Origin of the sequence: Shewanella sp. SM21, assembly GCF_025654335.1 — a bacterium.
Taxonomy (GTDB): Bacteria; Pseudomonadota; Gammaproteobacteria; order Enterobacterales; family Shewanellaceae; genus Shewanella; species Shewanella oncorhynchi.
Genome location: NZ_JAKKRL010000007.1, coordinates 215,045 through 240,542, shown reverse-complemented (window position 1 = coordinate 240,542; position 25,498 = coordinate 215,045). Strand labels below are relative to the sequence as shown.

Annotated in this window: 22 protein-coding genes; 16 read left to right on the top strand and 6 right to left on the bottom strand. The window is 42.7% G+C overall.

Features of this window, described 5'->3' with window-relative positions; genetic code table 11:
• Positions 1 to 460: 460 nt before the first annotated feature.
• From L5L94_RS11560 to L5L94_RS11530, 7 genes are all read left to right on the top strand, one after another.
• Positions 461 to 3,439, top strand: a complete 2,979-nt coding sequence (locus L5L94_RS11560; protein ID WP_263163233.1) for a TonB-dependent receptor domain-containing protein — start codon at positions 461 to 463, stop codon at positions 3,437 to 3,439.
• A gap of 1,136 nt (positions 3,440 to 4,575) precedes the next feature.
• Positions 4,576 to 5,358 carry a DUF3450 domain-containing protein gene (locus L5L94_RS11555; RefSeq protein ID WP_113938838.1) on the top strand — a complete coding sequence of 261 codons (783 nt, stop codon included), beginning with the start codon at positions 4,576 to 4,578 and terminating at the stop codon, positions 5,356 to 5,358.
• A complete protein-coding gene (locus L5L94_RS11550) occupies positions 5,358 to 6,713 on the top strand; it encodes a MotA/TolQ/ExbB proton channel family protein (protein ID WP_263138191.1) in 1,356 nt (451 codons plus the stop codon). Before L5L94_RS11555 ends, L5L94_RS11550 begins: the two co-directional genes overlap by 1 nt.
• Positions 6,713 to 7,240: a MotA/TolQ/ExbB proton channel family protein gene (locus tag L5L94_RS11545; protein ID WP_113938836.1), complete on the top strand. Its 528-nt coding sequence runs from the start codon at positions 6,713 to 6,715 to the stop codon at positions 7,238 to 7,240. Before L5L94_RS11550 ends, L5L94_RS11545 begins: the two co-directional genes overlap by 1 nt.
• 13 nt (positions 7,241 to 7,253) lie before the next feature.
• Positions 7,254 to 7,658 (top strand): ExbD/TolR family protein, encoded by a 405-nt coding sequence (locus L5L94_RS11540; protein WP_037428129.1) that lies wholly within the window; start codon positions 7,254 to 7,256, stop codon positions 7,656 to 7,658.
• Position 7,659: 1 nt separating this feature from the next.
• Entirely contained in the window at positions 7,660 to 8,283 is a 624-nt protein-coding gene (locus L5L94_RS11535; protein WP_131524316.1) for an energy transducer TonB, read from the top strand.
• Positions 8,283 to 9,530, top strand: coding sequence for a tetratricopeptide repeat protein (locus L5L94_RS11530; RefSeq protein WP_212599897.1), 1,248 nt, complete (start codon positions 8,283 to 8,285; stop codon positions 9,528 to 9,530). Before L5L94_RS11535 ends, L5L94_RS11530 begins: the two co-directional genes overlap by 1 nt.
• A 70-nt stretch (positions 9,531 to 9,600) precedes the next feature.
• Here the strand turns inward: L5L94_RS11530 and L5L94_RS11525 are convergent, their stop codons facing one another.
• Positions 9,601 to 10,110 (bottom strand): diguanylate cyclase domain-containing protein, encoded by a 510-nt coding sequence (locus tag L5L94_RS11525; protein ID WP_028760435.1) that lies wholly within the window; start codon positions 10,108 to 10,110, stop codon positions 9,601 to 9,603.
• A gap of 79 nt (positions 10,111 to 10,189) precedes the next feature.
• Between L5L94_RS11525 and L5L94_RS11520 the strand changes: the two genes are divergently transcribed.
• From L5L94_RS11520 to L5L94_RS11500, 5 genes are all read left to right on the top strand, one after another.
• Positions 10,190 to 12,019 carry a DUF885 domain-containing protein gene (locus tag L5L94_RS11520; protein WP_263163230.1) on the top strand — a complete coding sequence of 610 codons (1,830 nt, stop codon included), beginning with the start codon at positions 10,190 to 10,192 and terminating at the stop codon, positions 12,017 to 12,019.
• A gap of 171 nt (positions 12,020 to 12,190) precedes the next feature.
• Positions 12,191 to 12,469 (top strand): peptidylprolyl isomerase, encoded by a 279-nt coding sequence (locus tag L5L94_RS11515; protein ID WP_028760433.1) that lies wholly within the window; start codon positions 12,191 to 12,193, stop codon positions 12,467 to 12,469.
• 83 nt (positions 12,470 to 12,552) lie between these two features.
• Entirely contained in the window at positions 12,553 to 13,089 is a 537-nt protein-coding gene (locus L5L94_RS11510; protein ID WP_028760432.1) for a GNAT family N-acetyltransferase, read from the top strand.
• Between the two features lie 74 nt (positions 13,090 to 13,163).
• Positions 13,164 to 13,394: an RNA-binding S4 domain-containing protein gene (locus tag L5L94_RS11505; RefSeq protein ID WP_028760431.1), complete on the top strand. Its 231-nt coding sequence runs from the start codon at positions 13,164 to 13,166 to the stop codon at positions 13,392 to 13,394.
• Between the two features lie 22 nt (positions 13,395 to 13,416).
• Complete coding sequence (locus L5L94_RS11500) at positions 13,417 to 13,812, top strand: ribonuclease E inhibitor RraB (RefSeq protein ID WP_105252914.1); 396 nt, start codon at positions 13,417 to 13,419, stop codon at positions 13,810 to 13,812.
• Positions 13,813 to 13,964: 152 nt separating this feature from the next.
• Here the strand turns inward: L5L94_RS11500 and L5L94_RS11495 are convergent, their stop codons facing one another.
• Positions 13,965 to 14,852, bottom strand: a complete 888-nt coding sequence (locus L5L94_RS11495) for a LysR family transcriptional regulator (RefSeq protein WP_168823676.1) — start codon at positions 14,850 to 14,852, stop codon at positions 13,965 to 13,967.
• Between the two features lie 156 nt (positions 14,853 to 15,008).
• On the opposite strand from L5L94_RS11495, the gene L5L94_RS11490 reads away from it, so the two are divergent.
• From L5L94_RS11490 to L5L94_RS11475, 4 genes are all read left to right on the top strand, one after another.
• Positions 15,009 to 15,782 (top strand): TSUP family transporter, encoded by a 774-nt coding sequence (locus L5L94_RS11490; protein WP_028760428.1) that lies wholly within the window; start codon positions 15,009 to 15,011, stop codon positions 15,780 to 15,782.
• 383 nt (positions 15,783 to 16,165) lie between these two features.
• Complete coding sequence (locus L5L94_RS11485) at positions 16,166 to 17,311, top strand: exonuclease SbcCD subunit D (RefSeq protein WP_263163227.1); 1,146 nt, start codon at positions 16,166 to 16,168, stop codon at positions 17,309 to 17,311.
• Entirely contained in the window at positions 17,308 to 20,364 is a 3,057-nt protein-coding gene (locus L5L94_RS11480) for an AAA family ATPase (RefSeq protein ID WP_263163225.1), read from the top strand. The genes L5L94_RS11485 and L5L94_RS11480 overlap by 4 nt, the downstream gene beginning before the upstream one ends.
• 264 nt (positions 20,365 to 20,628) lie before the next feature.
• Positions 20,629 to 21,930, top strand: coding sequence for a peptidoglycan DD-metalloendopeptidase family protein (locus L5L94_RS11475; RefSeq protein ID WP_113938827.1), 1,302 nt, complete (start codon positions 20,629 to 20,631; stop codon positions 21,928 to 21,930).
• A gap of 372 nt (positions 21,931 to 22,302) precedes the next feature.
• Here the strand turns inward: L5L94_RS11475 and L5L94_RS11470 are convergent, their stop codons facing one another.
• The 4 genes from L5L94_RS11470 to L5L94_RS11455 all read right to left on the bottom strand — a co-directional run bounded on the left by L5L94_RS11470 (position 22,303) and on the right by L5L94_RS11455 (position 25,418).
• Positions 22,303 to 22,758, bottom strand: coding sequence for a hypothetical protein (locus tag L5L94_RS11470; RefSeq protein WP_173248655.1), 456 nt, complete (start codon positions 22,756 to 22,758; stop codon positions 22,303 to 22,305).
• 90 nt (positions 22,759 to 22,848) lie between these two features.
• Positions 22,849 to 23,373, bottom strand: a complete 525-nt coding sequence (locus L5L94_RS11465) for a M48 family metallopeptidase (RefSeq protein ID WP_168823683.1) — start codon at positions 23,371 to 23,373, stop codon at positions 22,849 to 22,851.
• 48 nt (positions 23,374 to 23,421) lie between these two features.
• The gene (locus tag L5L94_RS11460; RefSeq protein WP_028760422.1) at positions 23,422 to 23,859 is read right to left on the bottom strand and encodes a DUF3010 family protein; all 438 of its coding nucleotides are present in this window, start codon (positions 23,857 to 23,859) and stop codon (positions 23,422 to 23,424) included.
• Positions 23,860 to 24,062: 203 nt separating this feature from the next.
• Positions 24,063 to 25,418 (bottom strand): DEAD/DEAH box helicase, encoded by a 1,356-nt coding sequence (locus tag L5L94_RS11455; RefSeq protein WP_173496518.1) that lies wholly within the window; start codon positions 25,416 to 25,418, stop codon positions 24,063 to 24,065.
• Positions 25,419 to 25,498: the final 80 nt, after the last annotated feature.

Below are 25,498 nucleotides of genomic sequence, written 5' to 3'. Positions count from 1 at the left end.
TGTTTAAGCAGAACTGAGGTTGTTTGTTGAAAATTATTCCCATGTTGTAATGATCCCCCCCATTTTGTTGAACAAAATTTAGCCATAAAATGTCAGGTTTTTTGAGCACTTATACTTAAAAGTGATTTTAAGTGTTAATTTTTTGCAAGTATTTATGTTTGAGTTGTTTTTCAATTTGATAATGGGGAACTCTCCATCACTATGAAATAAGTGCTTAAATTTCATTGATTTATGATTTTTATTCAATTCGACACTAGACAAAGCTTATGGCTAATCATCAGCTTTAAACTATTCACAAACAGCGATCGTTGTGTTATTTCAGTTTCAATTGTTGATTAAGTGTTTTAAATGTGATTTTATTGGGCTGATTTAGATTGTTGTGTTGCGTTTAGGTGTGACCTGTCGTGTGATGACGATGGGAATATTATAATAAAGACATACTTATATAGGGAGATTGACAATGTATAAGAACAGCTTTTTAAGCCATTCAATAAAGTACGCATTAGTTGGTAGTGCAGCTGTTGCTGCTCTAAGCACATTTTCTGTTGCTGCAGCAGAAGGTGAGGCAGTTGTTGCGGAAAAAACAATTGAGAAAATTGAAGTAACAGGATCTCGCATTCGTTCAACAGACTTGCAAGGTTTCTCACCTGTGCAGGTTATTGGCGCAGATGAGATTGACACTTCGAGTGTTGCTAACGTTCAAGAATTGCTGCTTAAAAACCCAGCATTTGGTGCCCCAGCACTCAGCCGTACTAACTCTAACTTTTTAACATCAGGTTCTGGAGTTGCTACTGTTGACTTACGTAATCTAGGAACAGCTCGTACCTTGGTCTTGGTTAATGGACGTCGCTTTGTGTCTGGCGTACCAGGTGATACTGCTGTTGACTTAAATACAATTCCAACACAATTCATTGAGCGTGTTGAGATTATGACGGGCGGCGCTTCAGCCGTTTATGGTTCAGACGCTGTGGCTGGCGTAGTTAACATCATCTATAAAAAAGAATTTGAAGGTATTGAATTTGATGTTCAAAAAGGTCAAAGCGCCGAAGGTGATAGCGAAGATGATCAAATTCAATTTACTATGGGTACATCATCTGCTAACGGCAAAGGTAACATCATGGTGCATGGTGCTTACACTAACCAAGGTGCAGTTTATTCACGCGATCGTGATCGTTCAGCAATAGATCAAATATCTTTAGGTGCTGCAGTAACGGGTCTGCCTGAAGATATGTTTACGCCGATGCAACCATTTTATTCAAGTTTTGCACCACAAGGCCGTTTTGTTGCAGGTGGTAAGCCATATACTTATGATAAGAACGGTAACTTTATCTCTGGTTTCTCAACCAATGGAACAGATACCCGTGAAGCTGACGGCTACAACCGCAACGCTATTCGTACAATTGCGGTACCTACAGAGCGCTACCTTTTTGCAGCGACAGGTAAGTATGAGTTTGCGGATGGATGGAACGCTACACTTGAAGGAACCTATGCGTCAACTCAAACACAGAGCCAGTTAGAACCCTTTGCACTGTCTTCTGTAGATATTTTTAAAGGCTCTGGTGGACAGCTTCCTGTAGAGTTTGAACAATTTATTGAAAGTGCGACTAATCCCGGTGAATATGAGCGTACTTTAGTTCGCAACTCTGTGATACCTGATGAGCTTTATAACTTAGCTACAGATACAAATGGTGATGGTTTAAGAGATATCTCTTTCACTCGCCGTATGTCTGATATAGCTAACCGTGGTAGCAGAGCTGACCGTGATACATTCCGTATTATGACTAGTATTGATGGCGAATTAGCTGACGGCTGGTTTTTAGATACTTATTTCTCATACGGTCAAAGTAAAGAAGGACAAACTGGCACTGGGCAAGTTAACGTTCTGAATTTTAAATCTGCGTTAGAAGCTGTTACTGATGAATATGGTAACAAAGTATGTCGTGATGCTACTGCTCGCGCTCAAGGTTGTGTGCCGATCAATATATTTGGCGCAGGCACTGTGTCACCTGAAGCCGCTAATTATGTGAATGCACCTAGCTCGTTAAACACACTTGCAACACAAACAGTTGCAGGTATGAATATCTCTGGTGATGTCTTTGAATTACCTGCTGGTTTCGTCGGTGTTGCAGTGGGGGCCGAGTACCGTGAGGAATATGCTCGTAGTGAATTTGATGCGTTACAACAAGCTGGCTTAAATGCGGGTAATGCTATACCAAGCACTGAGGGCGAGTTTGATGTGATGGAATATTTCACTGAGGTGAATGTGCCATTGATTGCTGATGCATTTATGGCTAAGCAGTTAAATTTACGTGGTGCAGTACGTTTCTCTGATTATTCTACCGTAGGCAATACTGAAAGCTGGAACGTTGCTCTTGATTGGGCACCAATTGATGAGCTTCGTTTTAGGGCAATTCGTGCGATATCAACTAGAGCACCAAACATAAATGAGCTGTATTCACCACCAAGCCAAACTTTCCCACCTGGTTTAACTGATCCTTGTCAGGGGGTGACAGCAACAACAACAGGCGCGCAAGCTGAGGCATGCCGAACAGATGCTGGTGTGATGGCAAACATTGCTCAAAATGGGGCATTCACTTTAAATCAATCAGATATTCAAGGTATTAGTGGTTTTAACCGTGGTAACCCAGATTTAGACGCTGAAAAAGGTAAGTCATGGACTTATGGTGTAACCTACTCACCAGATGGTATTGCGGTATTAGAGGACTTTGATTTTAATATTGATTATTTCGACATTGAAATTGAAGACGCTATAGTTAGTACTGACCGTCAGTACATTTTGGATCAATGTTACGGAGGTAATGCTGCATTATGTAGTTTTGTTACCCGTCGACAAGCACCTGAAGGCCCGAACAGTGCTGGTTCTTTAGAGTATATTGACTCTGCTGTAACCAACAGCGGTGGTTATGCTACATCGGGTGTTGACTATGTCATAACTTACGCTAAAGATTTAGAAGATTATGGTTTAGTCGGTCAAACCAATGCACGTCTAGCATATACCCATGTGATTACAGGTTATGAAATACCGTTGCCAGGTGCTGAGCCAGATAATTTTAATGGGGAAATTAATGCTCCACAAGATAAGTTTTACTTATCACTAGGCTATGAAATTGGTGATTTCAATATTGTTTGGAATACGACCTATATTGGTGAGTCATTCCTAGATGATTCATTCCTGTCAGGCTACGACTTAGCTCCCGAGTCTGTTGGTGTTGGTTCTGTTACTTACCATGACTTAAATGTAGCATATCGTCCATTTGATATGGCTGAGTTTTATGTTGGTATTAATAACTTATTCGACCAAGATCCTCCACCAATTATCAGTGGATTGCCAGATAGTAGCACTGGTGTAGAAACTGCTGCGAGTACTTATGATCCAATTGGTCGTCGTTACTATGCGGGTGTAAGATTTAAGTTTTAAGATTTAGTTGGTATAAAGCCCTCTGGATGTCTAGAGGGCTTTTTTATATTTACGGTATTTAATTTGGTTTTGTCTGCTAGCGGGTTAGTTAACATCGGTTATAAATGGGTATTTTCTTTTCTAGTTGATTTTTATGCTCATCTTTTTAGCCTGGAAGGCATAAGCAACTGGACCTTTGATGAAATTCACTAAAACTCAGGCAACTACGTCGCCTTAGATGTACTATCTGAGAAATATTTTTCAGTTAATCAAAAACTTTATTGATCATAAATCGGTTACGCAGCATCAAGTCCAAGCATTCTGAGTTTAAGTTAGTTAAGTTATTAAAAACGATGCCAGTTGGTTTGAATTAGCGGTTAAACAGAGACTCATGGCGCTAAGGTTGTTCAGAACAGTTTAAGAATGCCGGTATCGCTGGTGAATTAAGGAAGTGCTTCGGGCAGATAAATTCAGTTAAATAGGTTTTGAAATTGCTATATTCAGACTGATGTAAGGCCACAGCTAGGGAGTGATGACTTTATTGCAATTGGGTTTTGTTCGCTTTTATCCGCAGTTCGGATGAGTCAAATTAATGAAAGCTTCCTTTAAATTATCCATTCTAAATTCTTCTACTATTAACATTTCTCGAAAAAACTGGGTCTTCGATTTCTTTAATACTGTTTCACTCCTAATCCTTAAGTAAATTTTGATTGAGAGGAGTAGGATATGAGTAAAGAGCATCTACTTGAGTCGTCTTTATGTTAAAAAATGTTAATTTTAATAAACAGGATACACAAAGTTGGCCGTTAGCTATCGTTATGATTTTATATGTTTTTAATTAATTTTTTATTTTTTGGAACAAAAAGTAATAACCCTAAAGATTCATTTCCGCCTAAAAAAACACCTTTCGTAAAAAATTTCATTATTAGCGCTTCTTTACACTAGTTTTTAGTCGTCTGAAATGTTGACACAGGTCAACATTTTGTGAAATGATGCCAGCGGGTCTATGCCTGTAAGGGCGTAGGAAAGGGAAGAAAAAACTAAGAATCACAAGAGAAAGACGAACTTACAGAAATTTTTTCGGCAAGTATTTATTCCTTGTCGTTATGTTGCTGGTAAGTTAAACCTTTTTATTCACTTCAAATTGGTTGGGAACTATGTCCAAGGTAAGCAATAGAACAAAAATCGCTACTGCACTTGTTGGCGTGCTGGCATTAGCGAGCAGCAACTTAGTAGTTGCAGATCCTCTTACCGACGTGCAGAAAGCGGATAGTATGATCCATGCTGATGCTGCTGCGTCGCAAAAGAACGTTGATAAGTATTTCGATCAAGCACAAGACATGCTTTTTGAGTATGGTTCTGTCGCAGATGAGCGCGAATCACTGAAATCATATAACGATTACGTTGCAAGCTTAGTCGCTGATCAACAAAAGACAATGGATTCAGTGCAGGGTGACATCAATGGTGTAGATAAACTTCGCCAAGGTGTTGTGCCATTAATGTTTAAAATGGTTGAGTCATTAGAACAGTTTGTTCAATTAGATTTACCTTTCAATTCTGAAATACGTACTAATCGTGTTAATGAACTGAAAAAACTTCTTAATACTGCCGAAGTAACACTAGCAGAAAAATACCGTCTAATTCTTGATGCTTATAGTATTGAGCGTGAATACGGTAGTGCTGTTGCCGTTAACCAAGGTAAGTTAAACCTAGATGGCAAAGAAGTGTTGGTTGACTTCTTTAACTTAGGTCGTGTTGCTCTTTATGCACAGAGTTTAGATCAAAAGACTGGCTGGATGTACAACCCAGAATCTAAGGGTTGGGATAAGTTAGATGACAGCTATTTGCGTGAACTGACCAAAGGTATCCGCATTGCCCGTAAACAAGGCGCTCTAGATCTATTCGCGTTACCAATTCCTGCTGCGGAGACTGCACAATAATGAAGAAGTTAATTACTACAGCTGTGTTGGCTGCAAGTTTCTCTTTAACTGCTGGTATGGCGAGCGCTGCTGATGCGCCTAAGTCAATTGACCAATTATTGCAACAAGTTAAAGTTGAACGCGCTGCAGAAGGTAAAGTCAACAGCAAGCGTGAGCAAGAGTTCCAAGCAGAGCGTGGCGATAAGGCCGCTTTACTGCAAAAAGAAAAAAATGCGTTAGCTGCTGAAAAGCAACGTGGTAAAGATTTAAACCAAGCGTTCTTAGATAACGAGCGTAAAATTGCTCAGTTAGAAGAAGATCTAAAAACGGCTCAAGGTGACTTGGGTGAAATGTTTGGTGTAGTTAAAGGTGAAGCCGGTGATTTCGCTGGTAAACTGGCAAGCTCAAACATCAGTGCTCAATTCCCAAATCGCGATAAGTTTATCGCTGATTTAGGTGCCCGTAAGCAATTGCCAAAAATTGAAGAGTTAGAACAATTTTGGCAAGAGCAGCTATTTGAAATGGCGCAATCTGGCAAAGTGGTTAAATTTGAAGGTTCTGTTACCGAAATTGATGGTAACGTGAAAACGACGACTATTCATCGTATTGGTGCTTATAACTTAACGGCTGACGGTAAATACGTTGTATATAACCCTGAATTAGGTTTAATTCAGCAGTTATCTCAACAACCTGAAGGCTATCAAGTTAGCGCTGTTGCTAAATGGGAAGAAACGGCCTCTGGTACAGCACCTTTCTATATTGACCCTGCACGTGGCGTACTGTTAAACATCTTTACGAACAAAGCTAGCATGGAAGATCGTATCGAGTCAGGCGGTACCATTGGTTATATTATTCTGATATTACTTGCTATTGGTTTATTAATTGCGGTTGAGCGTTTCGTTGTGCTGGCAGCTATCGGTGCAAAAGTTAAACGCCAAGCTAAGAATGTTGATAACCCAGGTAACAATGCCCTTGGTCGTATCTTGAAGGTTTACCATGAAAACAAAGATGTTGATGTTGAAACATTAGAGTTGAAACTGGATGAAGCTATTCTGAAAGAAACGCCTGCATTAGAAGCTCGAATTTCAATTTTGAAAGTCATTGCAGCTATCGGCCCAATGTTAGGTCTACTAGGTACAGTAACTGGTATGATTGCGACCTTCCAAAGTATCCAACTGTTCGGTACTGGCGATCCTAAACTGATGGCGGGTGGTATCTCTATGGCTCTGGTTACTACAGTACAAGGTTTAGTTGCGGCTCTGCCACTGATGTTACTACATGCAATACTCGTTGCGCGTAGCAAATCAATCACCCAAATTTTGGAAGAGCAAAGTGCGGGCATTATCGCAGCACATGCTGAGAAGAGGGCTAACTAATGATGCTATACCTGATGGACATATGGGATTCCGTCAGGGGCTTCATGGCCGCTGGAGGAAACGTCCTTTGGTTGGTTGCGTTTGTATTGTTCTTCATGTGGGTATTGATGCTTGAGCGTTATTGGTATCTTAATTGGATATCACCAAAGCAACATAAAGCTATCATATCTGCGTGGGATGCTAGAGAGGAAACAACCTCTTGGTACGCACACCGTATCCGTGAAGCTTGGCTGTCCCAAGCGAAGCAAGATTTGAATGCACGTATGCTGATGATTAAAACCTTAGTAGCTATTTGTCCTATGATAGGTTTGTTAGGTACCGTAACCGGTATGATTTCAGTGTTTGATGTGATGGCAGTTCAGGGGACGAGTAATGCTCGTTTAATGGCGGCTGGTATTTCAATGGCGACTATGCCCACGATGGCGGGGATGGTTGCAGCATTATCGGGAGTATTCTTTAGTACTCGTCTGGATGTAAAAATGAAAATCAGTTTAGAAAAGCTAAAAGACAGCATGCCGCACCACTAGAGAGAGATTGAACATGGCACGTAAAAAGCATTCCAGTGTAGACGAGGAAGCGCAAATTGATATGACACCGATGCTCGACATCGTGTTTATCATGTTGATCTTCTTCATTGTAACAACGTCATTTGTGAAACCTTCTGGTTTGGATTATAACAAACCAAAAGCTTCGCAAGCGACTTCAAAGCCTTCGGCTAACATCTTTATCGGCGTCAGTAAAACAGGCGTGATCATGATGGAAAACCGTCAGGTTGATATCGAGCGTGTAACGGCAAACGTTGAGCGCATGCTGGCTGAAGCTCCTGAAGCTGCTGTATTGATTCAGGCTGATAAAGACGCAATGCACGGCTTAGTTGTTAAAGTTCTAGACCAAGTCAAAGCGGCTGGTATAGATAAAATTTCGGTATCTGCGGGGAACGATTAATATGCTAAGAGCACTAGTATCGATCATTATTGGTGCTGCTGTGACTTTTGGTCTGTTCGCTTTTATGGCGTTCTTGGTCGGTGGCGGCGCACAGCGCGGCGAAACATCGGCCGAGACCCCTGTAATTGAAATCACTATGGATAGACAGGATTCAAAAGCACAGAATAAGCCAAGGGTAGTGCCTAAGCCGCCGCCACCGCCAGAACAGCCACAGAAGCCTGAGGCAACGCCGCCAGAATCTTCGAGCAATATTGACACAGCAATGTCGTTCAATATGGGGGGTGTAGAAGCTGGTGGTCCAAGTACCGGTTTTAAATTAGGCAATATGATGACTCGCGATGGTGATGCTACACCTATCGTTCGTATCGAACCTCAGTATCCAATTGCTGCGGCGCGTGATGGTAAAGAAGGTTGGGTACAACTTCGTTTTACCATTAACGAACTCGGTGGTATCGACGACGTTGAAGTTATTCAAGCAGAACCAAAACGCTTATTTGATAAAGAAGCTATTCGTGCACTGAAGAAGTGGAAGTACAAGCCTAAGATTGTTGATGGCAAGCCATTGAAACAACCTGGTATGACAGTACAACTAGACTTCACCTTAGATAAAGGAGGCAACCAATAATGCGTAATGTTAATAAAATCGCAGTTCTATTATTGCTTTCTGTTTGTGGAGGTTCATTAACTCTTTCATCTGCAGTCGCAGAAGAAAAGTGTGCTATCGACAAACGTCAATCTAAAGCCGTGGGCGAAGGTGCGGCGAAGAAAGTTCAGAAGTCATTTGAAGCTTATACCAATGGTCAGGTCGATGAAGCTATTGCTATTTTGCTAGAGGCAAATGCCAAGAACGACTTCGATAAAGCCTATGTTGCACGTATGTTGGGTAACTTTTATGCCGAGAAAGGCAAAATGGATACCGCGATCAAGTACCTAAAACAAGCTGTTGAAGCTGATATTTTAGGTGGTACAGATCATGCAGCAACTATGCGCCTTTATGCTGATTTGCTATTACAAGAGAAAAAGTTTAAGGAAGCGATTCCTTATTATTACAAGTGGATGGAATTTACTTGTAAATCCGATTCTCAAATGTATCGCCGTATTGGTATTGCGCATTCAGAACTTAAGCAGTGGGATAAAGTGATTGAAGTGGCCGACAAAGGTCTTTCATTAGCTGAAGCTCCCGACAAAGGTCTGTATCAAATGAAACTGACAGCTTACTTCAATCAGAAGAAGTACAAGAAAGCTGTTGGCGTGTTAGAAGTCATGGTGCCTTTATTCCCGGATGATGGCAGATTGTGGGTTCAATTAGCACAGTTTTATTTGATGGTTGAAGACTATGACAAGTCTCTTGCAACTTACGATTTGGCTTATAGAAATGGTTTCTTAGATAGCGCGGGCAACATTACGCGTTTAGCGCAGTTAATGGCACAAAAAGGTGCTCCTTATCAAGCTGCTAAAATTTATCAGAAACATATGAAATCAGGCATGATCGCTGAGGACGCTAAGTCTTTAGAGATTTTGGCGGGTTTCTATCAAAATGCGAAAGAGTTTAAGCAAGCTGCTGAGTATTACGGTAAAGCTGCAGCCATCACCAATGATGGCAAGACTTACTTGAAACAAGGTCGCTTATTAAACTTGAATGAACAATATACAGCTGCGATCCCTGTGCTTGAAAAAGCCATATCAATGGGTATTGATCATCCTGGTGAAGCAAACTTCGAATTAGCTTTGGCTCATTTAAGTTTGAAACAGTATAAGTCGGCTTATAACCGTGCAGTGTTAGCTGCTAATGATAAGAAGACACAGAAGAGTGCAAATAGCTATATCTCTTATATTAAAGAGAAAGCACGTATGCATAATATCACGCTGTAATTACTTCGCAGTTTAGTGTTTGAATCGAAAGCCCCGCAAGGGGCTTTTTCTTTGGTATCAATAAACCTATTTACTGTAATCGGATTAAAGCTTGTGATTGATCATGATTTTTTTCAAGCTGTTGTGAAAGTTGGCTGACATTACTGAAGAGTGACTCTATTTTACTTTCCTGTGTAGGTAGGCAAATACAGGCAGCCAGTTTATAGTCGATTGTCAGTTTATGATGTTTACCAAAATCTTGATTAAAGTCAGATATTTGTTGTTCTATTCGTTTTAACACTACTTCCGTCCCCACCTCATCTATATTGAACAAACCCAACGCAAAGTGATTGTGATCTAGCCTAGCAATCATATCTGTTGCTCTTAATAGCGCTTCTTGCACTTGTTTAGTAAAGAATTCCAGTAAATGGGGTTGTTTGACGGTTTCATGAATGTGAGGGCACAGATACAATAGTGCCAAGCTTTGGTGGTCTCTCATGTGACGATGCCATTCTCGGTTGAATACTTCCATGAAATAGGTTTGGTTATAGACTCCAGTTTCTGGATCCCTGAAACCTGAGTTGCGGAACGAGTAGATCATAGATTAACTCCGATAGCAGACCTTGAACTAAGTATAGAAACAGTTCTGCAATAGCGGGCCAAAAAGGAGAAATATTAAAATGAAATTGGGTTTATTGGCAGGTTCGATAGCGTTAATCTTCACCCTTCAAGGTTGTTCTAAGCCTGAAGCCACTGCAGTTCAAGAAAATAGCTCGGCCAATACGCCAGCAGTGCAGGGCGAAACACAAACGGCAGAGCAGCGTTACTTAGCGCTTGTGGATGCTTATTTTAAAGATTACCTAAAGCTTGAGCCCATCTACGCCACTTTTGTCGGCGTTAATGACTATAACGCCGATTTCGGTGGGGATTTAACTGAGGATTACCTCAAGGCTCGCCATGATCTTAATACTCACTATTTAGCTCAGGTGCGTGCGATAGATCCAAAGCAACTGCCTGCGGATTTACAGTTGAGTTATGACCTGTTCGTCTATGACCGTGATATGGCGTTAGTGGACGAAACTTTCCCTTCACGCTTTATGCCGATAAGCCAGTTCTATAGCACTGTCATTACTATGGTGCAGCTGGGAAGTGGCGAAAGTGCACAACCTTTTAAGACTGTCCAAGATTATCGTAATTGGGAACAGAGAGTCGATGGTTTCATCAAGTGGGTCGCACTTGCTGAAAATCGTATGAATCAAGGCATTGAAAGTAAAGTGGTACTACCTCGAGTGTTGGTAGAGCGCATTATTCCTCAGTTAGATGCTATGTTAACGACGGATGCGACTCAGAGCATTTTTTACTCGCCAATCCAGCATTTCCCCGAGAGTTTTTCAGAGCAAGATAAAGCGGAATTGACCACCCGTTATCAAGCCATGATAGCCGAGCGTATCGTGCCAGCGTTAACGAACTTACGCGATTACTTTAAGCAAACCTATTTACCTAAATCGCGGGCGACTGATGGTTGGTCAGGTTTGCCTAACGGTAAAGCTTGGTATCAGCATCTGGCGAACTCACATACGACCACCACTATGTCTGTAGATGAAATTCATCAAATTGGTTTAAGTGAAGTGGCGCGAATTTTATCTGAGATGGATAAGGTGCGTGAGCAGGTCGGTTTTAAGGGTGATTTGAAGGCGTTTTTTGCGTCTTTATCTTCAGAGCCGCAGTATTTCTATAGCGATCGCCAAGACTTGATTGATGGTTATATGGTATTAAAAGATAAAATCAATCATGTCTTACCTAACTACTTTAATGTGATGCCAAAGGCTGATTATGTGGTTAAGCCGGTTGAAAGTTTTAGAGAACAATCGGCAGCGGGTGCCTCTTATGAAGCGCCTGCGGTGGATGGTAGCCGTCCAGGGGTGTTTTATATCAACACTTATAACCTCAAAGCACAGCCTAAGTGGGGGATGACGACCTTATCTTTGCACGAAGCTGCTCCTGGGCATCACTTCCAAATCGCGATCAAACAAGAGCTAACCGGTGTGCCTGAGTTCCAGCGTTTTAGCGGTTATACCGCTTTCGAGGAAGGTTGGGCACTTTATGCTGAATACTTAGGTATTGAGATGGGGCTATTTACCGATCCTTACCAGTATTTTGGTAAGCTTTCCGATGAAATGCTGCGTGCAATGCGCTTAGTGGTTGATACTGGCCTTCATTCTAAAGGTTGGAGTCGTGAACAGGCGATTCAGTACATGAAAGACAACTCGCCTATGGCTGAGAGTGACATAGTCGCTGAAGTGGAGCGCTATATGGCGATCCCTGGTCAAGCTTTGTCTTACAAGGTCGGTCAGTTGAAGATTTTGGCACTGCGTGCCCGCGCAGAAAAAGCCTTGGGTGATAAATTTGATTTAAAAGCATTCCACGATCAAATCCTCACCTCAGGTTCATTACCCATGGCGGTCATGGAAAACAAGATCGATCGTTGGATTGCGTCGAAACAAGCTTAGCCGTGTAAGGTGCCGTTACTTGACTTTGTTGTCAGTGACGGCATTTTAAGACTTTTTTATTCAACAGAAAGTTTTTATACTGTTGATTCAAAACCTGTTAAAACGAATGTTTTAGTGGGAACTCAATGATATTTGGGGCAAATGTCTCATGATCCTTACAGGAGTTTTACTATGGTCCAGGCAACAGCAAGACATTTGTTAGTTAGCAGTGAAGAGCAGTGTCAAGCGCTGAAACAGCAAATAATGGAAGGCGCAGATTTTGCTCAAATTGCTCGCGCGCACTCTTCTTGCCCATCAGGTGCCCAAGGCGGCGAATTGGGGTCATTTGGTCCTGGCATGATGGTCAGAGAGTTTGATGAAGTGGTTTTTAGTGCACCATTAAACGAAGTACAAGGCCCCGTGAAAACGCAATTTGGCTTTCATTTACTTGAAGTGACCAGCCGCGCGTAAGTTTTACCGCTTATCTAATACAGCTTGTTTGATACGGCAGCGTTTGCTGCCGTTTTGTTTTATATGCTCATCACGGAGTCACTATGCTGGAACTCTACACTGATAGATTGAAACTCAGGAGCTTACAAGATAGTGATTGGGAACATTTTTATGCACTGCATAACGATCCTGAGATTAATCGTTTTGTACGCGTTCCAGAGTCGCAAGAGGTGATCCGCAGTAAGTTTCAGCAGCGTTCTGATACTTGGTTCTACGGTTCTGGCGATTGGCTGACCTTAGTGATTGAGACCGTTGATACTGGGCAGTTTATCGGTTTAACGGGCCTCTATTGTCAAAGTTTCGAGGAACAGCGTGCCGAAGTGGGTTATTTACTGGCGGCCGAGGGCCACGGTAAAGGTTATGCGACTGAGAGCTTAATGGCGGTCATTGATTGGGCCTGTTTAAGTTTCAATGTACATAAATTTGTTGGGCATTGTGCTAAAGATAATCACGCATCGGCACGAGTACTCGAAAAGTGTGGCTTTCGGCTTGAAGGTTTACTCAGGCAGCAATTCAAAATAGGTGAAAACTGGCTCGATGAATCAGCCTTTGGCCTACTCGCCGATGAAAGACGTCTCTAGCCAAATTATCTTCAGCGAATTTTGTACTGTGCTGGTATAATGCCGCAGGTTTATTTTTAGAAGGCGTGTATTAAGTGGCGCAAATTAATCAATTGGCTTTGCATTCTGGCGAAGATTTCATTGAATTGTACAAAGTATTAAAAGTGCAAGGCATGAGCAATGCGGGTGGTGAAGCCAAACATTTTATCGACGAAGGTCAAGTCACTGTGAATGGTGAAGTTGAAACTCGTAAACGTAAAAAAATTATCGCGGGCGACATCGTCAGCTTTAATGGTGAATCAGTTCAAATCATTGCGGCAGAATAAGCCTGAAACAGTGGAGCAAGAAATGCAATTTCCAGATGATGACAATGGTAAAATGCTGGCCGCAATGGCTGAAGCGGGAATCGATTTAACTAAAGAGTTAGATGTTGATTTCTTTTTGGTTTTTGATGACCAACGCGATGCTGAAACTGCGTTAGAAGAATTAACAAATTCTGACTTGGAAGGCGAGCTTGAGCTGAATCTGAATGATGAGCTTGGTAAGTGGGAAATCATTGTTTGTCTCAATATGGTGCCTGAGTACGATACATTGGTTGAACAAGAAGTCATGCTAAATGATTTTGCTGCCGAATTCGGCGGCATGACCGACGGTTGGGGCGTAATGCAACATCAAGACGGTGACGATGAGTTTATGGACGATGATGACCATGACCATGTTCACGGTGAGCATTGCAATCACTAATTCTGATGCGCTTTAAGCCTGAATCTAATAAACCACCTTTTGGGTGGTTTTTTATTGGTGTTTTTCTGCGCTCAGTTAGTGATCTCAATAGCCTCGTTTGGCATTTATAGCGTTATTGTGCCTCGCTTGAACTGAGATACGTTTAATGCAGATTAATGACGATAGGGCGCAAAAATCTCTAATAACCAGTCGATAAAAGCTTGAGCTTTTAACGGCAGGCTTGGGGATTTTGGGGTGAGTAAATAATATCGATAGGGACTGGTGAAGGGGGCGTCGAAGGGGATGACTAAGCTGCCGTTTGCCAGTTGTTCTTCGATGAAGAATCGCGGAATAAGTGCTGCGCCCATGCCACTCGCAGCCGCTTGACTCAACATATAAAAATGCTCGACACCAAAGGTTTGTGCTTGGGTGAGTGTTAAACCCACCTTTTCCGCCCAATACTCCCAAAGTTCGGGTCTTGTGGTGTGTTTCAGTAACGTGACGTGATTAATGTCCTCGATATTTTGCAGTTTAGGCGCTAACGAAGGCGCGCAAACTAAGCATAAATCCTCATCCATCAGCTTGATATAATTCGCGCCCTTAGGGATGACTGTGCTACTACGGATCGCAATATCATAACGACCTTGGCTAAAATCCACGGCAAAGTCGCCAATGGATAAGTCGACATACAAGTGTGGATGGCGGGATTTAAACTGCTCCATTCTTGGAATGAGCCAATTGATGGTTAAGCTTGGCAGCACATTAATAGCTAAGGTTTGCGGTTTAGTGGGCTGACGGCGCAAGTCACTGGTAGCACTAGATAATGTTTGCAGAGCGGCTTGAACATGGGGTAAATAGCGTTTGGCTTCATCGGTTAAACCAACTTTTTTATGTAAGCGTACAAAGAGTGCAAAACCTAAATAATCCTCTAATACTCTGATTTGTTTGCTGACTGCGCCATGGGTGACATGCAACTCCTTGCTGGCTAATGTCATGCTCTGTAAACGTGCTGCGGCTTCGAAGGCACGGAGAGAATTGAGGGGTGGTAGTTCGGCAAACATTTTATTTCCTACTGCTGGAAAATCAGAACAGGACTCGGGATTTTGTGTGAGTTTATCTCACGCTGTGGCGACAATAACTCCTTTGCGTTTATTTGGCAAACGCAGTCTAATGTTCGGCAATCACTCTCTTTTTTATCAGAAGAATAATAAATCATCATGGAATTTGAACTGACTCTACAAATCGCAGCGATACTTTTTGCCGTCGCTATGGTGGCTGGTTTTATTGACTCAATCGCTGGTGGCGGAGGCTTGCTGACCATTCCTGCACTTATGTGGGCAGGCTTGCCGCCTGCGGTTGCCTTAGGGACAAATAAGCTGCAGGCCTGTGGCGGCAGTTTTTTTGCGAGTTTGTACTTTGTCCGTAAAGGGCTGGTTGATCTTAAATCTGTTAAGTTAGCCTTGATTTGTGCATTTATCGGTGCGGCATTGGGTACGATTCTAGTTCAACTCGTCGATACTGAAGTGCTGGAGTTGATGTTACCTTTTTTGATTTTGGCTATTGGTTGTTACTTTTTATTTTCGAAAAAGATTTCAGAAGATGATAAACATCAAGTGCTGACACCTACCGCATTTGCTTTTACTGCGGCATTGGGCGTGGGATTGTACGATGGCTTTTTTGGCCCTGGTACTGGGAGCTTTTTTGCGCTGGCCTTTGTATCGCTTGCGGGGTTTGGTTTGGCGAAGGCAACTGCCCACGCAAAACTACTTAATTTCTCCACTAACATTGCTTCGCTGATCTTCTTTGCCTTGGGCGGAAAAGTGATTTGGTTATTAGGATTAGTCATGCTGGCAGGGCAAGCGATTGGCGCAACCTTGGGTTCTCGTCTCGTTGTCACTAAAGGTACAAAGATTATCAAGCCATTGGTGGTGACTATGTCCCTTGCTATGAGTTTTAAACTTTTGGCGAGCCAATATAATTTATTTTCGTAAACTATTTGATATTAAGCATTTTATAAAACTCACTCATCAATAGACGCTCTTTAAGCTGCGCATGAGTGTATCTTAGTGGCGTCCATCTTGGCTCAAAAGTTAAGCCGAGGTGGATATCACCCAAAAGATCCGCCAAATGACGACTTAAAACGTCTCATCCTACTTTGAGTTAGGTGTACTCTTTCAAGTTTTTTGAATAGTATTACCTGTCATTTTTAATACACTTTTTAAGCTTCTTATTGTTTTGGCGTGTATTTTAAATATTGTGTACATATTTAATCCGATTGATATAAGTGCAGTGTCTATCTTGCCAGACTTATTTTGTATCGACGGGCGGCATGTGCGCTCGGGTTTAGCGCCACCACTTCTTAAAAAGAGCGATTATGAAATTTATCCACACCTCGGACTGGCACATAGGTCGTCAATTACACAATCAATCACTACTGGATGATCAAGCATTTGTGCTCGAGCAAATTATTGCTCTAGCGGATGAACACAAGGTGGATGCCGTGATTGTGGCGGGGGATATTTATGACAGATCGATTCCGCCTGCGAATGCGGTTGCGCTGTTAGATGATGTGCTTAACCGCTTAGTACATAATTTAGGCCTGCAAGTCATTATGATTGCAGGTAATCACGATGGTCACGAGCGCTTAGGTTTTGCAGCAAAACAAATGGCGGCAAGTGGGTTACATATTATTGGGCCTTTGAGTGCTGACATTCATCCCATTACTTTATCGAGTTCAAGTGGTGATGTGGTGTTTTATCCCTTGCCCTATGTCGAACCTGCCACAGTGCGCCAAGTTTTTGAGTGTGAGGCGGCAAGCCATGAGGCCGCAATGACGCTATTGCTTGAACAAGTACGCCAGCACGATAGCCAAGGTTTGCCGAAAGTGGTGATAAGCCATTGTTTTTTGGATGGTGGCAGTGAGTCAGAATCTGAGCGACCACTGAGCATTGGTGGCGCCGATAAAATATCGCCAACGCTATTTACTGAGTTTGATTATGTCGCCCTTGGGCATTTGCACGGACCGCAATACAAAGGTGCAGAGCATGTGCGCTACTCAGGATCGATTTTGAAGTATTCCTTTAGCGAACAACGTCAACATAAGTCGGTGACCTTAGTCGAACTTAGTGCGCAAACGCCGATTAAAATTAGTTTATTGCCATTAACGTCGATACGCGATGTCCGTATCTTAGAAGGGGAGTTAGCCACATTACTCGCCCAAGGTAAAACGGATATCAAGCGTGAGGACTACCTTATGGTCAGACTCCTTGATAAACATGCCATTTTAGATGCTATGGGAAAATTGAGAGCTGTTTACCCTAATGTGCTGCATTTAGAGCGGACTGGTCTGATGGCGGGGCAGCAACAAGTCACCTTGAGCCGAGATCATATCAAAAAAGGCGAGATGGACATGTTCCGTGACTTTTTCTCTCAAGTGTCCGGCGAGTCATTAACACAAGCACAGCAAGCTGTGATGGATGAACTCCTGACTAAGCTACACAATGAGGAGCGCCAAGCATGAGACCACTTAGCCTTTCCATGTCAGCCTTTGGCCCCTTTGCATCGACTCAACAACTTGATTTTACGGCCTTAGGGACTAATCCATTATTTTTGATTAATGGACCCACAGGTGCGGGTAAGACGACCTTGCTCGATGGTATTTGCTTTGCCCTCTATGGCAAAACCACAGGTAATGAGCGTGAAGGCAGCCAGATGCGCTGCGATATGGCCGATGATAGTCTGCTAACAGAAGTCACTTTTAGTTTTCAGTTGGGTAATAGCAGTTATCGTATTCGCCGTGTGCCAGAGCAAGACAGGGTTAAAAAAAGCGGTGACGGCTCAACGGTGCAGAAGCCCGAAGCTCAGTTATATAAGATAGACGCTGAGGGTAATGAAAGTTTGCTTGTAGCGAGCAAAGTCTCTGAGGCAACCGCTGAGATTGAAGCCTTAACTGGCCTTGATGTGGAGCAGTTTCGCCAAGTGATGGTGTTGCCGCAGGGAAAATTTCGCGAATTGTTAATGGCAGACTCTAAAGCCAGAGAACTGATATTTAGTCAGCTATTTCAAACGCATATATACCGACGTATTGAAGATTCCTTAAAAAGTAAGGCTGCAGATATCCGCGCCTTAGTGAAAGATCAACGCAGTCGCCGTGATGGCATTTTACAAAGTGCGGGTTTAGCATCCGATGACGAGCTTAGCTGTGAATTAGCTAAGCTTATGCCAGAACTTGAAACAGCCCAAAGTGCGAAAGAACAGGCATTACAGCAGCAACAATGGGTGATAAAAACCAGCGATGCCGCCCAGCATTTATTGGCCGAATTTGTGCAGTTTGATGCCTTAACTCAAACGGTAGTAGTGCTTGATGCGCAGCAAGAAAACATGGCTGCGCAAACCTATAAACTGAATTTGGCCAAACAGGCGCAGCACTTGGTACCCATGATTGAGGTGTTTGTGGCCCGTGAGCAGGAAGCCAAGGCGGCAAGTTTTGCCCTTGAACATGCGAAAACAGCATTAATCAATGCTAAAAAAGCCTTCGATAACGCAGAGCTTAAGACCGCTGATTTGCCCGTGTTGGAAGCGTCGTTACTCGAACAGGAACAGGTTAAACAGCAACTGAATGCCTTAGGGCCGCAGCTCAGGGAATTGGATAGGCTTAATAAAACCCTTGAACAAGAGCAAACGCAGCTCATTAGCGCGAAAACACAACTTCAGAACAGCAAACATGAGTTAACCACCGCAGTCCAAAAACGCCGTGAATTGGAATCCGCTCTGCCGCAACTACAGGCCAACAGCGAAACTCGCCTCTCATTGCAACAAGCGCATCAGCAGCAACAGCAGTTATTGTCTACCTATCAGCAATGGCAACAAGTGGCGGCAAGGGTATCGTCGACACAGGCAAAACTTGTTGAGGCTAAAGTCAAAGGGCGACAACTCAGTGCTCAGCATCAGCAAGCACAGGTTGCATATAAAGCCTTATTGTTGACTTGGCACCAAGGGCAGGCCGCTATTTTAGCGCGGCAATTACAGCAAGATGAACCTTGCCCCGTTTGTGGCAGCCAAACACATCCACAGCCAGCACAAAGCCAAGAGCCGCTCCCAAGTGATGAAGCGCTGCAATTAGCACTAGAGGCTGAAACGAATGCTCAAGAAATCCTGAGCAAAGCCAGAGCGGAATATCGTGGGCTACAAACGCAGTTAGAAACCTTGCAACAGCAAGTACAAGATCTCGCGGTCCAATTGGGCACTGCGGTTGATATTTCTTTAGACGAACATACACATACCTTGTCGCAATACGCTTTCTCACTCACTCAAGCGGAGCAAGCCCATCAGCAGTTACAGCTGTTACAGCAAGAGATTGCATTGTTGCACGCACAGGAAACGCATCTACAACAAAAGTTAGAGCAAGGACAAACACACGACAGCGCACTGCAATCTAAAGTGGATATATTGCAGGGGCAGTTAGCGCAAATGCAGCAAAGTGTTCCATCTGCACTTGCAACGCTTGAGGCCTTAACCGCAGCAATCGCGCAAAATCAGCAAAGTATCAGCCAAATTAAGCAACAGATTGCTAGTGTTAGGGATCTCCAACAACAGACTGGCCAATCTTTTGTTGCGGCTAAAGCGGCACTTAATGGTGCTGAAAATGCTGCTGAGGCGGCATTAGCCCAGCAAACGCGTGCACAGCAGCAACTCAATCAGCAATTAGTCGCAGCAGGTTTTGCCGATCAACAGGCCTTATTTGAGTCCATGCTGGATGAAGAACAACAGCGTGCATTAGCCAGCGAAATTGAGGCTTACCAGCAGCGCAGTGCTTTGACCAAGGCACAGTGCGAGCAGTTAGCGCTTAAGCTTAAGGATAAAGTACTACCCGATAGCATTAAGCTGGCTGCTGAGCTTGAGTTCGCGCAGCAAGCATTACACGCTGCCGAGCAGGCATGGCAGTTGCTTCACACTCGCACAGTATTACTGATGCAAACCCAAACCCAGCTGAGTATTGCCGATGCAAAAGCTAAGGTTTTGGAAGATGAATATGCGGTTATTGGCACCCTTGCAGATGTCGCTAATGGAAATACAGGTAATAAGATCAGTCTGCAACGGTTTGTGTTAAGCGTACTGCTTGACGATGTGTTGTTAGAGGCAAGCCACAGGCTACACCTAATGAGCAAAGGGCGTTATCGTTTACTACGTAAGGAAGATAGGGCAAAGGGTAACAAAGCTTCTGGGCTCGAATTGGAAGTAGAAGATGCTTATACCTCCAAAGTGCGTCCTGTGGCCACCTTAAGCGGTGGTGAAAGTTTTATGGCAGCATTATCTATGGCGCTAGGCCTATCTGATGTAGTGCAAGCCTATGCAGGTGGTATTAAACTCGATACTTTATTTATCGATGAAGGCTTTGGCAGTTTAGATCAAGATTCTTTAGAACTGGCCATTCGGACCCTGATGGATTTGCAATCCTCTGGCCGCATGATAGGGGTGATCTCGCACGTGTCGGAAATGAAAGAGCAGATAAATACCCGCATCGACATCAATAAAACCTCACATGGGAGCGAAATGACGATAGTTTTGCCTTAGTTGCTCATTCTCACAGAGTACGATAAATAACAAATTGTTTTATAAGTGTTATTTATTGTATCTCCTGCGTGTTTAACATTCGGATAATACACACAAAGTGAGTTGGAAATGCCAACTAGCGCATGTTTTTCATTAATGGTGCAACAAAAGAGTGAAATAGCGTTTGTCATAATCGTTTTTTTGATATAAGTTGGAAAAAATTCGGGCTTCCCTCAAAGGGACTGGTCAAAAATAGAACGCAAAGTTAACGAAAGGTGAAAAGCGTTGCAAACAGGCAAACCCAACTTTATCAACTTATCGCAAACCCGTTTGCAGAACTTATCATCGACCCAAAAGAACATTCTATTAATGGGTAGTTTGTTGATGGGTGCTGCGATGTTGATGCCGAATAATAACCATGTTACGCCAACTGCTCAGCGTATCCCTGTTGTTCTCGATATTGAAAATATTCTCCCTCAAGTTTCTGAACCTGAAGTCCTAGATCAAGCTGCACTCATTAATAATGCTCCCCAGTTTGAGCGAATTATCGTTTCCGGTGATACCTTAAGTGGGTTATTTTCCAAGGCGGGTGTTGATCAGCAGACTATGTATAAGGTTTTAGAAGCTGATTTAAACATTTTGGCACTTGATACCTTGTTACCTGGTAACAGAATGCAATTTTGGCTTGATAGTGAAGGTCAGTTACAAAAATTAGAACTTTATTTTAACGCTGCCCGCCAAGTGGTTTTTACGCGTTATGAAGACGGTAGTTTTAATGTTGAAGAAGTGAACGTTGAAGGTGTTTGGCAAAATCGAATTTTGACTGGCGATATTAAAGGTTCTTTCTACGTTTCAGCCCAAAAAATGGGCTTAGCCGCTGCAGATATTCAGCGAATTGAAGATTTACTCAAAGAAAAATTGAATTTTGCCCGTGATTTACGAGCTGGTGACAAATTCTCAGTTTTGGTAAATGATCAATATGTTGAAGGTGAACCGACGGGAAGTAGCCAAATTTTAGGCGTCAGTATTAAAAGTGGTCGTTCTGAAATTAGTGCATATCAATATTCTGATGGTAGTTATTATGATGCTAAAGGCCAGAGTTTAGTTCGGGCATTCCAACGTTATCCGTTAGCTAAGCAACCGCGTATGAGTTCACGTTTTAACAGCCATCGCAAACACCCAATCACAGGGCGTATTTCTCCCCATAATGGAACAGATTTTTCCGTGCCAATCGGGACTAAAGTTATTGCACCTGGTGATGGAATTGTCAGTTTAGTGACGGACCATCAGTTTGCCGGTAAGTATATTGTGATTGAACATGGTGGTAAGTACCGTACCCGTTACCTACATTTGTCTAAGGCGTTAGTGCGTAAAGGTCAACGTGTAACTCGCGGTCAAGTGATTGCTTTATCTGGTAATACAGGTCGTTCGACTGGTCCACATTTGCATTATGAATTCCATATCAATGGTAAACCTGTTGATCCGTTGAAAGCCGATATTCCTATGTCGAGCAAGTTAGCGAATCAAGATTTACGCACATTCACTAATATGGTGAAGAGTCGTGAAGCTATAATGAACTTAGGTTAGCCAAACCTAAGCTAATAGAATTTATAGTATCAAAGTTTGAATAAATAATAGTACTGATTTTCTAGAAGAGTTTATCAATGCCGATGAAATGAAAATTTCATCGGCATTTTTGTTTCCAAAATGCTTATTGTGGTAGGCATTTTTTTGCTATCACGAGTACTGTTCGAGTTGTATGAAAGCTTAAAATTTATTCGATTCGAAGTCGTGGCGATAAAACATAAGGGGATAAAATAGATAGAATCTTCAGTTAGAAGTGGTATAGCGAGTCATTCAAAAGGTTGCGAAGAGGAAAATTGTGCGGCTGAAGAGCTTATAACGTTTTTTATTAAGGACTGAACAGAGAACCAAATATGCAGTGCTAAATAGTGCCTATCAGCTTGCGTGGCGCCTTTGCATCACTTTTAATGCGCACTTGCACAATTTACCTTTTAATGCGGGACAGCCACCGCAGGGTGATTTTTTAAAGGGGCGTAATGCAAAGCTGTGTTCTGTGGGTAAAGGAGAAAGTCGAGTAATAATAGTCGATGAAAATGTCGCATCATTTGCGGCAATAAACTTAGCTTTTGCGAGTTTTAATTGTTTTTTGAGTGTTGATTTATTGCTAAGGGCAAATTCTTGCTGAGCAATATGCTTAGAGAGTAATTGGGTGAGGTGCTTTCGTTGAGCCTTTTTATTCGTCAAAGATTTATCAGTCAGGGTGTTCAGACGAGATAAGGATGGAATCGCTTTTCCTGAACTTGAAACAGATTTCGCCTGTGTTTTGAGTAACTTTTTAGCTTGCTTTTTACACCACTTGCTTAAGAGTTTGTCGATATTCTGTTTCGTCATTGTCATTACAGTATTCTGCAGCACTAGATACTACAACATTCTAAATGAAAACTATTATCAGTCAAGTTTTGGGCGAAAAATATACGAAGGTCAGGTATCGACTTTATCTGCAGAATAAGGGGATATGTTAGCGTCGATGCAAGTCAATAATAAGCGCAAATCAAATTCAAACTGGTGATAATCCGGCTCCATGTGGGTACACAAATTATAGAAAGCTTTGTTGTGATCTTTTTCTTTTAAATGGGCTAATTCATGTACGACGACCATACGCAACAAAGGTTCTGGCACACGCTTTAAACGCGAAGAAATGCGAATTTCGTTCTTCGCTTTGATTTTATTGCCTTGAACTCGTGCTACGTAAGAATGCAAGCCAAGTGCATGATGGCTAATATTAATTTTGTCATCAAATATCACTTTTGAGAGCGGGGAGGACTGGCGTAAAAATTGATTTTTAATCGTCTGAGTATAGTCGTACAGCGCTTTATCGCTACGAACGCTATGTATGACAGGATGACGTTTCAGCAATAGCTTGGGTAATGTGCCAGCATCGAGATGTTGCTGTACCTGCTGCTGAATATCAGGGCTGTAACCGTTTAAGTACTTTAATGGATTCATAGAGGATTTAGCTCCGAATGACTTCGGAGCCTGAGTTCATCACATTACTTATACTTTGCCAAAAATTCGGCGATTTTGATGGGCATAAGCGGCTTCGAAAGCTAACTGCTGTACTTTTTTAAGATCTAAACTATCGAAATCAACTTGGGGTGGATTGCGCTTGTTTTGCTCTTTGATAGTGACAGGAGACAATAGACTGACGGGTAATTCCCCTAATTGAATGGCTGCTTCAAGTTTAAAGCTTGTCGCTGAACCCGCGAGTTTACCTTTTTGCTCACGTTCTATGATGACAACTTCATCAACGCGATAATCTTGCATAAGCTTATGAAAAGCGAAGTGAAACTCACGAATAGCTTCTGTGGTAGCAGATTGGGAAACGGTGAAAGACACCTTACGGCATTCTGGCACATTGAAGGTTTCACCTTCATAGCTCAATAAACTGATAATGGCTTCGCCACCTTTTAATTCAACACCACAAACTCTCATGTTACACCTTCAAAATATCGATAATAGCGCTATTGTAGCTGGAAATGACATGAGGATCAGTGTTTACCATGCGCTTTTGATTCGCTTGGCGACAGACTGATAATTTTAGTATGTCAATTTCCAGTATTAGATCATGCCTATGTGATTTGTATCAGAGATAATATCTGATGTTAAATCCACCGGCCTTTATGCATAAATTAGTTTTAAACTTCTTCAGTATCATTATCTTGCAGTAATTGTGCCGCAGCAGGTTTTCTACGCATAGGAGCATCGCCGACATCCACGCCCGTGATGAAACGCTTATCCCGCGACGGTGCTGGTGTGGTTGCTTTGGTTCTTTTGCTCTTACCTTTAGCAAGCTCCGCTTTAGCAACACGTTTTACTGGCGTTTGTTTAGCTTTGCTTTTTAGACCACTAAATTTAGCTTCTAGGCCTGGAATTGTGCTGATCTCAAAGGTTTTTCTGAGGAAGACTTGGACTTTCTTAAAGTTGTCCCAATCTTTTGGCCCGACGAGCGATATCGCATCACCTTTTGCGCCTGCACGACCAGTACGGCCGATACGATGCACGTATTCTTCGGCAAATTTAGGCATGTCGAAGTTAACGACCAAGGACACATTGAGCAAATCCAGGCCGCGAGAGGCGACATCGGTTGTCACTAGTACTTGTTGTTGGCCACGGGCAAATTGGTCCATGATTTGGTTTCGTGCGGCCTGCTTTAAATCACCGCTGAGTGCGGCGGTTGCAAAACCTTGCGTGGTTAATTTAGCGGCTAAGCGCTCAGTATCTGGACGCGTCGCGGTAAAAATAATCACTTGTTTATGGGTTTCATCTTTGAGCAAACGGGCTAATAACGCTTCTTTATGGTCTAAGTGGTCACATAAAAAGATACGTTGATGAATATCGTTATGCTCAGAGTGAGCCGCGCCAATCGCCACGTGCGCTGGATTTTTTAGTAATGTTGCTGCGATATCATTGATTTCGTCGTGATCTAACGTGGCCGAAAACATCAGCGTTTGACGACGTTTATGATCGGCTGCATCGTTGATGGCTTTTAACTGCGGGGCAAAGCCTAAATCTAACATGCGGTCGGCTTCATCGAGGACTAATAACTCTAAGCCATTGAGAAAAAGATGCTTCTGTTCTAAATGATCGGCGATACGGCCTGGAGTCGCGACAATAAAATGCGGTTCTTTCGCTAAGGCTTTGGCTTGGTCATTAAAGTTTTCACCGCCCAGTACGCTGATGGCCTTGTATTGGGTGTTGGCGACAAGCAGGCGAAGCTGACTATAAACCTGATGCGCTAGTTCGCGGGTCGGTAATAAAATCAAGACTCTAGGATCACGTTTCGACAGTGAGCGGGTAGAAATGACTCTTTGCAATGCGGGTAACAAAAACGCTAAGGTTTTACCTGAGCCCGTTTTTGATGACGCCATTAAATCTTTACCTGCCAATGCGATAGGCAGTGCTTGTTCCTGGATGGCGGTGGGTTCTGTGATCCCCATATGTTTTATGCTTTGAAGCAGACGCTGGTCCAGAGAAAAATCGGTAAATTGCAAAGGTATATCCCCTAAATCTTAGTAAGGGCAGATTATAGCCTTAATCGCCCTTGCTCAGCTATCCACATCGGTGATTATCT

Bases quoted from the DNA above. Each gene is read 5' to 3' on its own strand.
- L5L94_RS11480 (WP_263163225.1), top strand. From the start codon at position 17,308: ATGAGACCACTTAGCCTTTCCATGTCAGCCTTTGGCCCCTTTGCATCG.
- L5L94_RS11510 (WP_028760432.1), top strand. From the start codon at position 12,553: ATGCTGGAACTCTACACTGATAGATTGAAACTCAGGAGCTTACAAGAT.
- L5L94_RS11525 (WP_028760435.1), bottom strand. From the start codon at position 10,110: ATGATCTACTCGTTCCGCAACTCAGGTTTCAGGGATCCAGAAACTGGA.
- L5L94_RS11490 (WP_028760428.1), top strand. From the start codon at position 15,009: ATGGAATTTGAACTGACTCTACAAATCGCAGCGATACTTTTTGCCGTC.
- L5L94_RS11470 (WP_173248655.1), bottom strand. From the start codon at position 22,758: ATGACGAAACAGAATATCGACAAACTCTTAAGCAAGTGGTGTAAAAAG.
- L5L94_RS11550 (WP_263138191.1), top strand. From the start codon at position 5,358: ATGAAGAAGTTAATTACTACAGCTGTGTTGGCTGCAAGTTTCTCTTTA.
- L5L94_RS11560 (WP_263163233.1), top strand. From the start codon at position 461: ATGTATAAGAACAGCTTTTTAAGCCATTCAATAAAGTACGCATTAGTT.
- L5L94_RS11500 (WP_105252914.1), top strand. From the start codon at position 13,417: ATGCAATTTCCAGATGATGACAATGGTAAAATGCTGGCCGCAATGGCT.
- L5L94_RS11495 (WP_168823676.1), bottom strand. From the start codon at position 14,852: ATGTTTGCCGAACTACCACCCCTCAATTCTCTCCGTGCCTTCGAAGCC.
- L5L94_RS11535 (WP_131524316.1), top strand. From the start codon at position 7,660: ATGCTAAGAGCACTAGTATCGATCATTATTGGTGCTGCTGTGACTTTT.
- L5L94_RS11515 (WP_028760433.1), top strand. From the start codon at position 12,191: ATGGTCCAGGCAACAGCAAGACATTTGTTAGTTAGCAGTGAAGAGCAG.
- L5L94_RS11520 (WP_263163230.1), top strand. From the start codon at position 10,190: ATGAAATTGGGTTTATTGGCAGGTTCGATAGCGTTAATCTTCACCCTT.
- L5L94_RS11460 (WP_028760422.1), bottom strand. From the start codon at position 23,859: ATGAGAGTTTGTGGTGTTGAATTAAAAGGTGGCGAAGCCATTATCAGT.
- L5L94_RS11555 (WP_113938838.1), top strand. From the start codon at position 4,576: ATGTCCAAGGTAAGCAATAGAACAAAAATCGCTACTGCACTTGTTGGC.
- L5L94_RS11465 (WP_168823683.1), bottom strand. From the start codon at position 23,373: ATGAATCCATTAAAGTACTTAAACGGTTACAGCCCTGATATTCAGCAG.
- L5L94_RS11540 (WP_037428129.1), top strand. From the start codon at position 7,254: ATGGCACGTAAAAAGCATTCCAGTGTAGACGAGGAAGCGCAAATTGAT.
- L5L94_RS11545 (WP_113938836.1), top strand. From the start codon at position 6,713: ATGATGCTATACCTGATGGACATATGGGATTCCGTCAGGGGCTTCATG.
- L5L94_RS11530 (WP_212599897.1), top strand. From the start codon at position 8,283: ATGCGTAATGTTAATAAAATCGCAGTTCTATTATTGCTTTCTGTTTGT.
- L5L94_RS11485 (WP_263163227.1), top strand. From the start codon at position 16,166: ATGAAATTTATCCACACCTCGGACTGGCACATAGGTCGTCAATTACAC.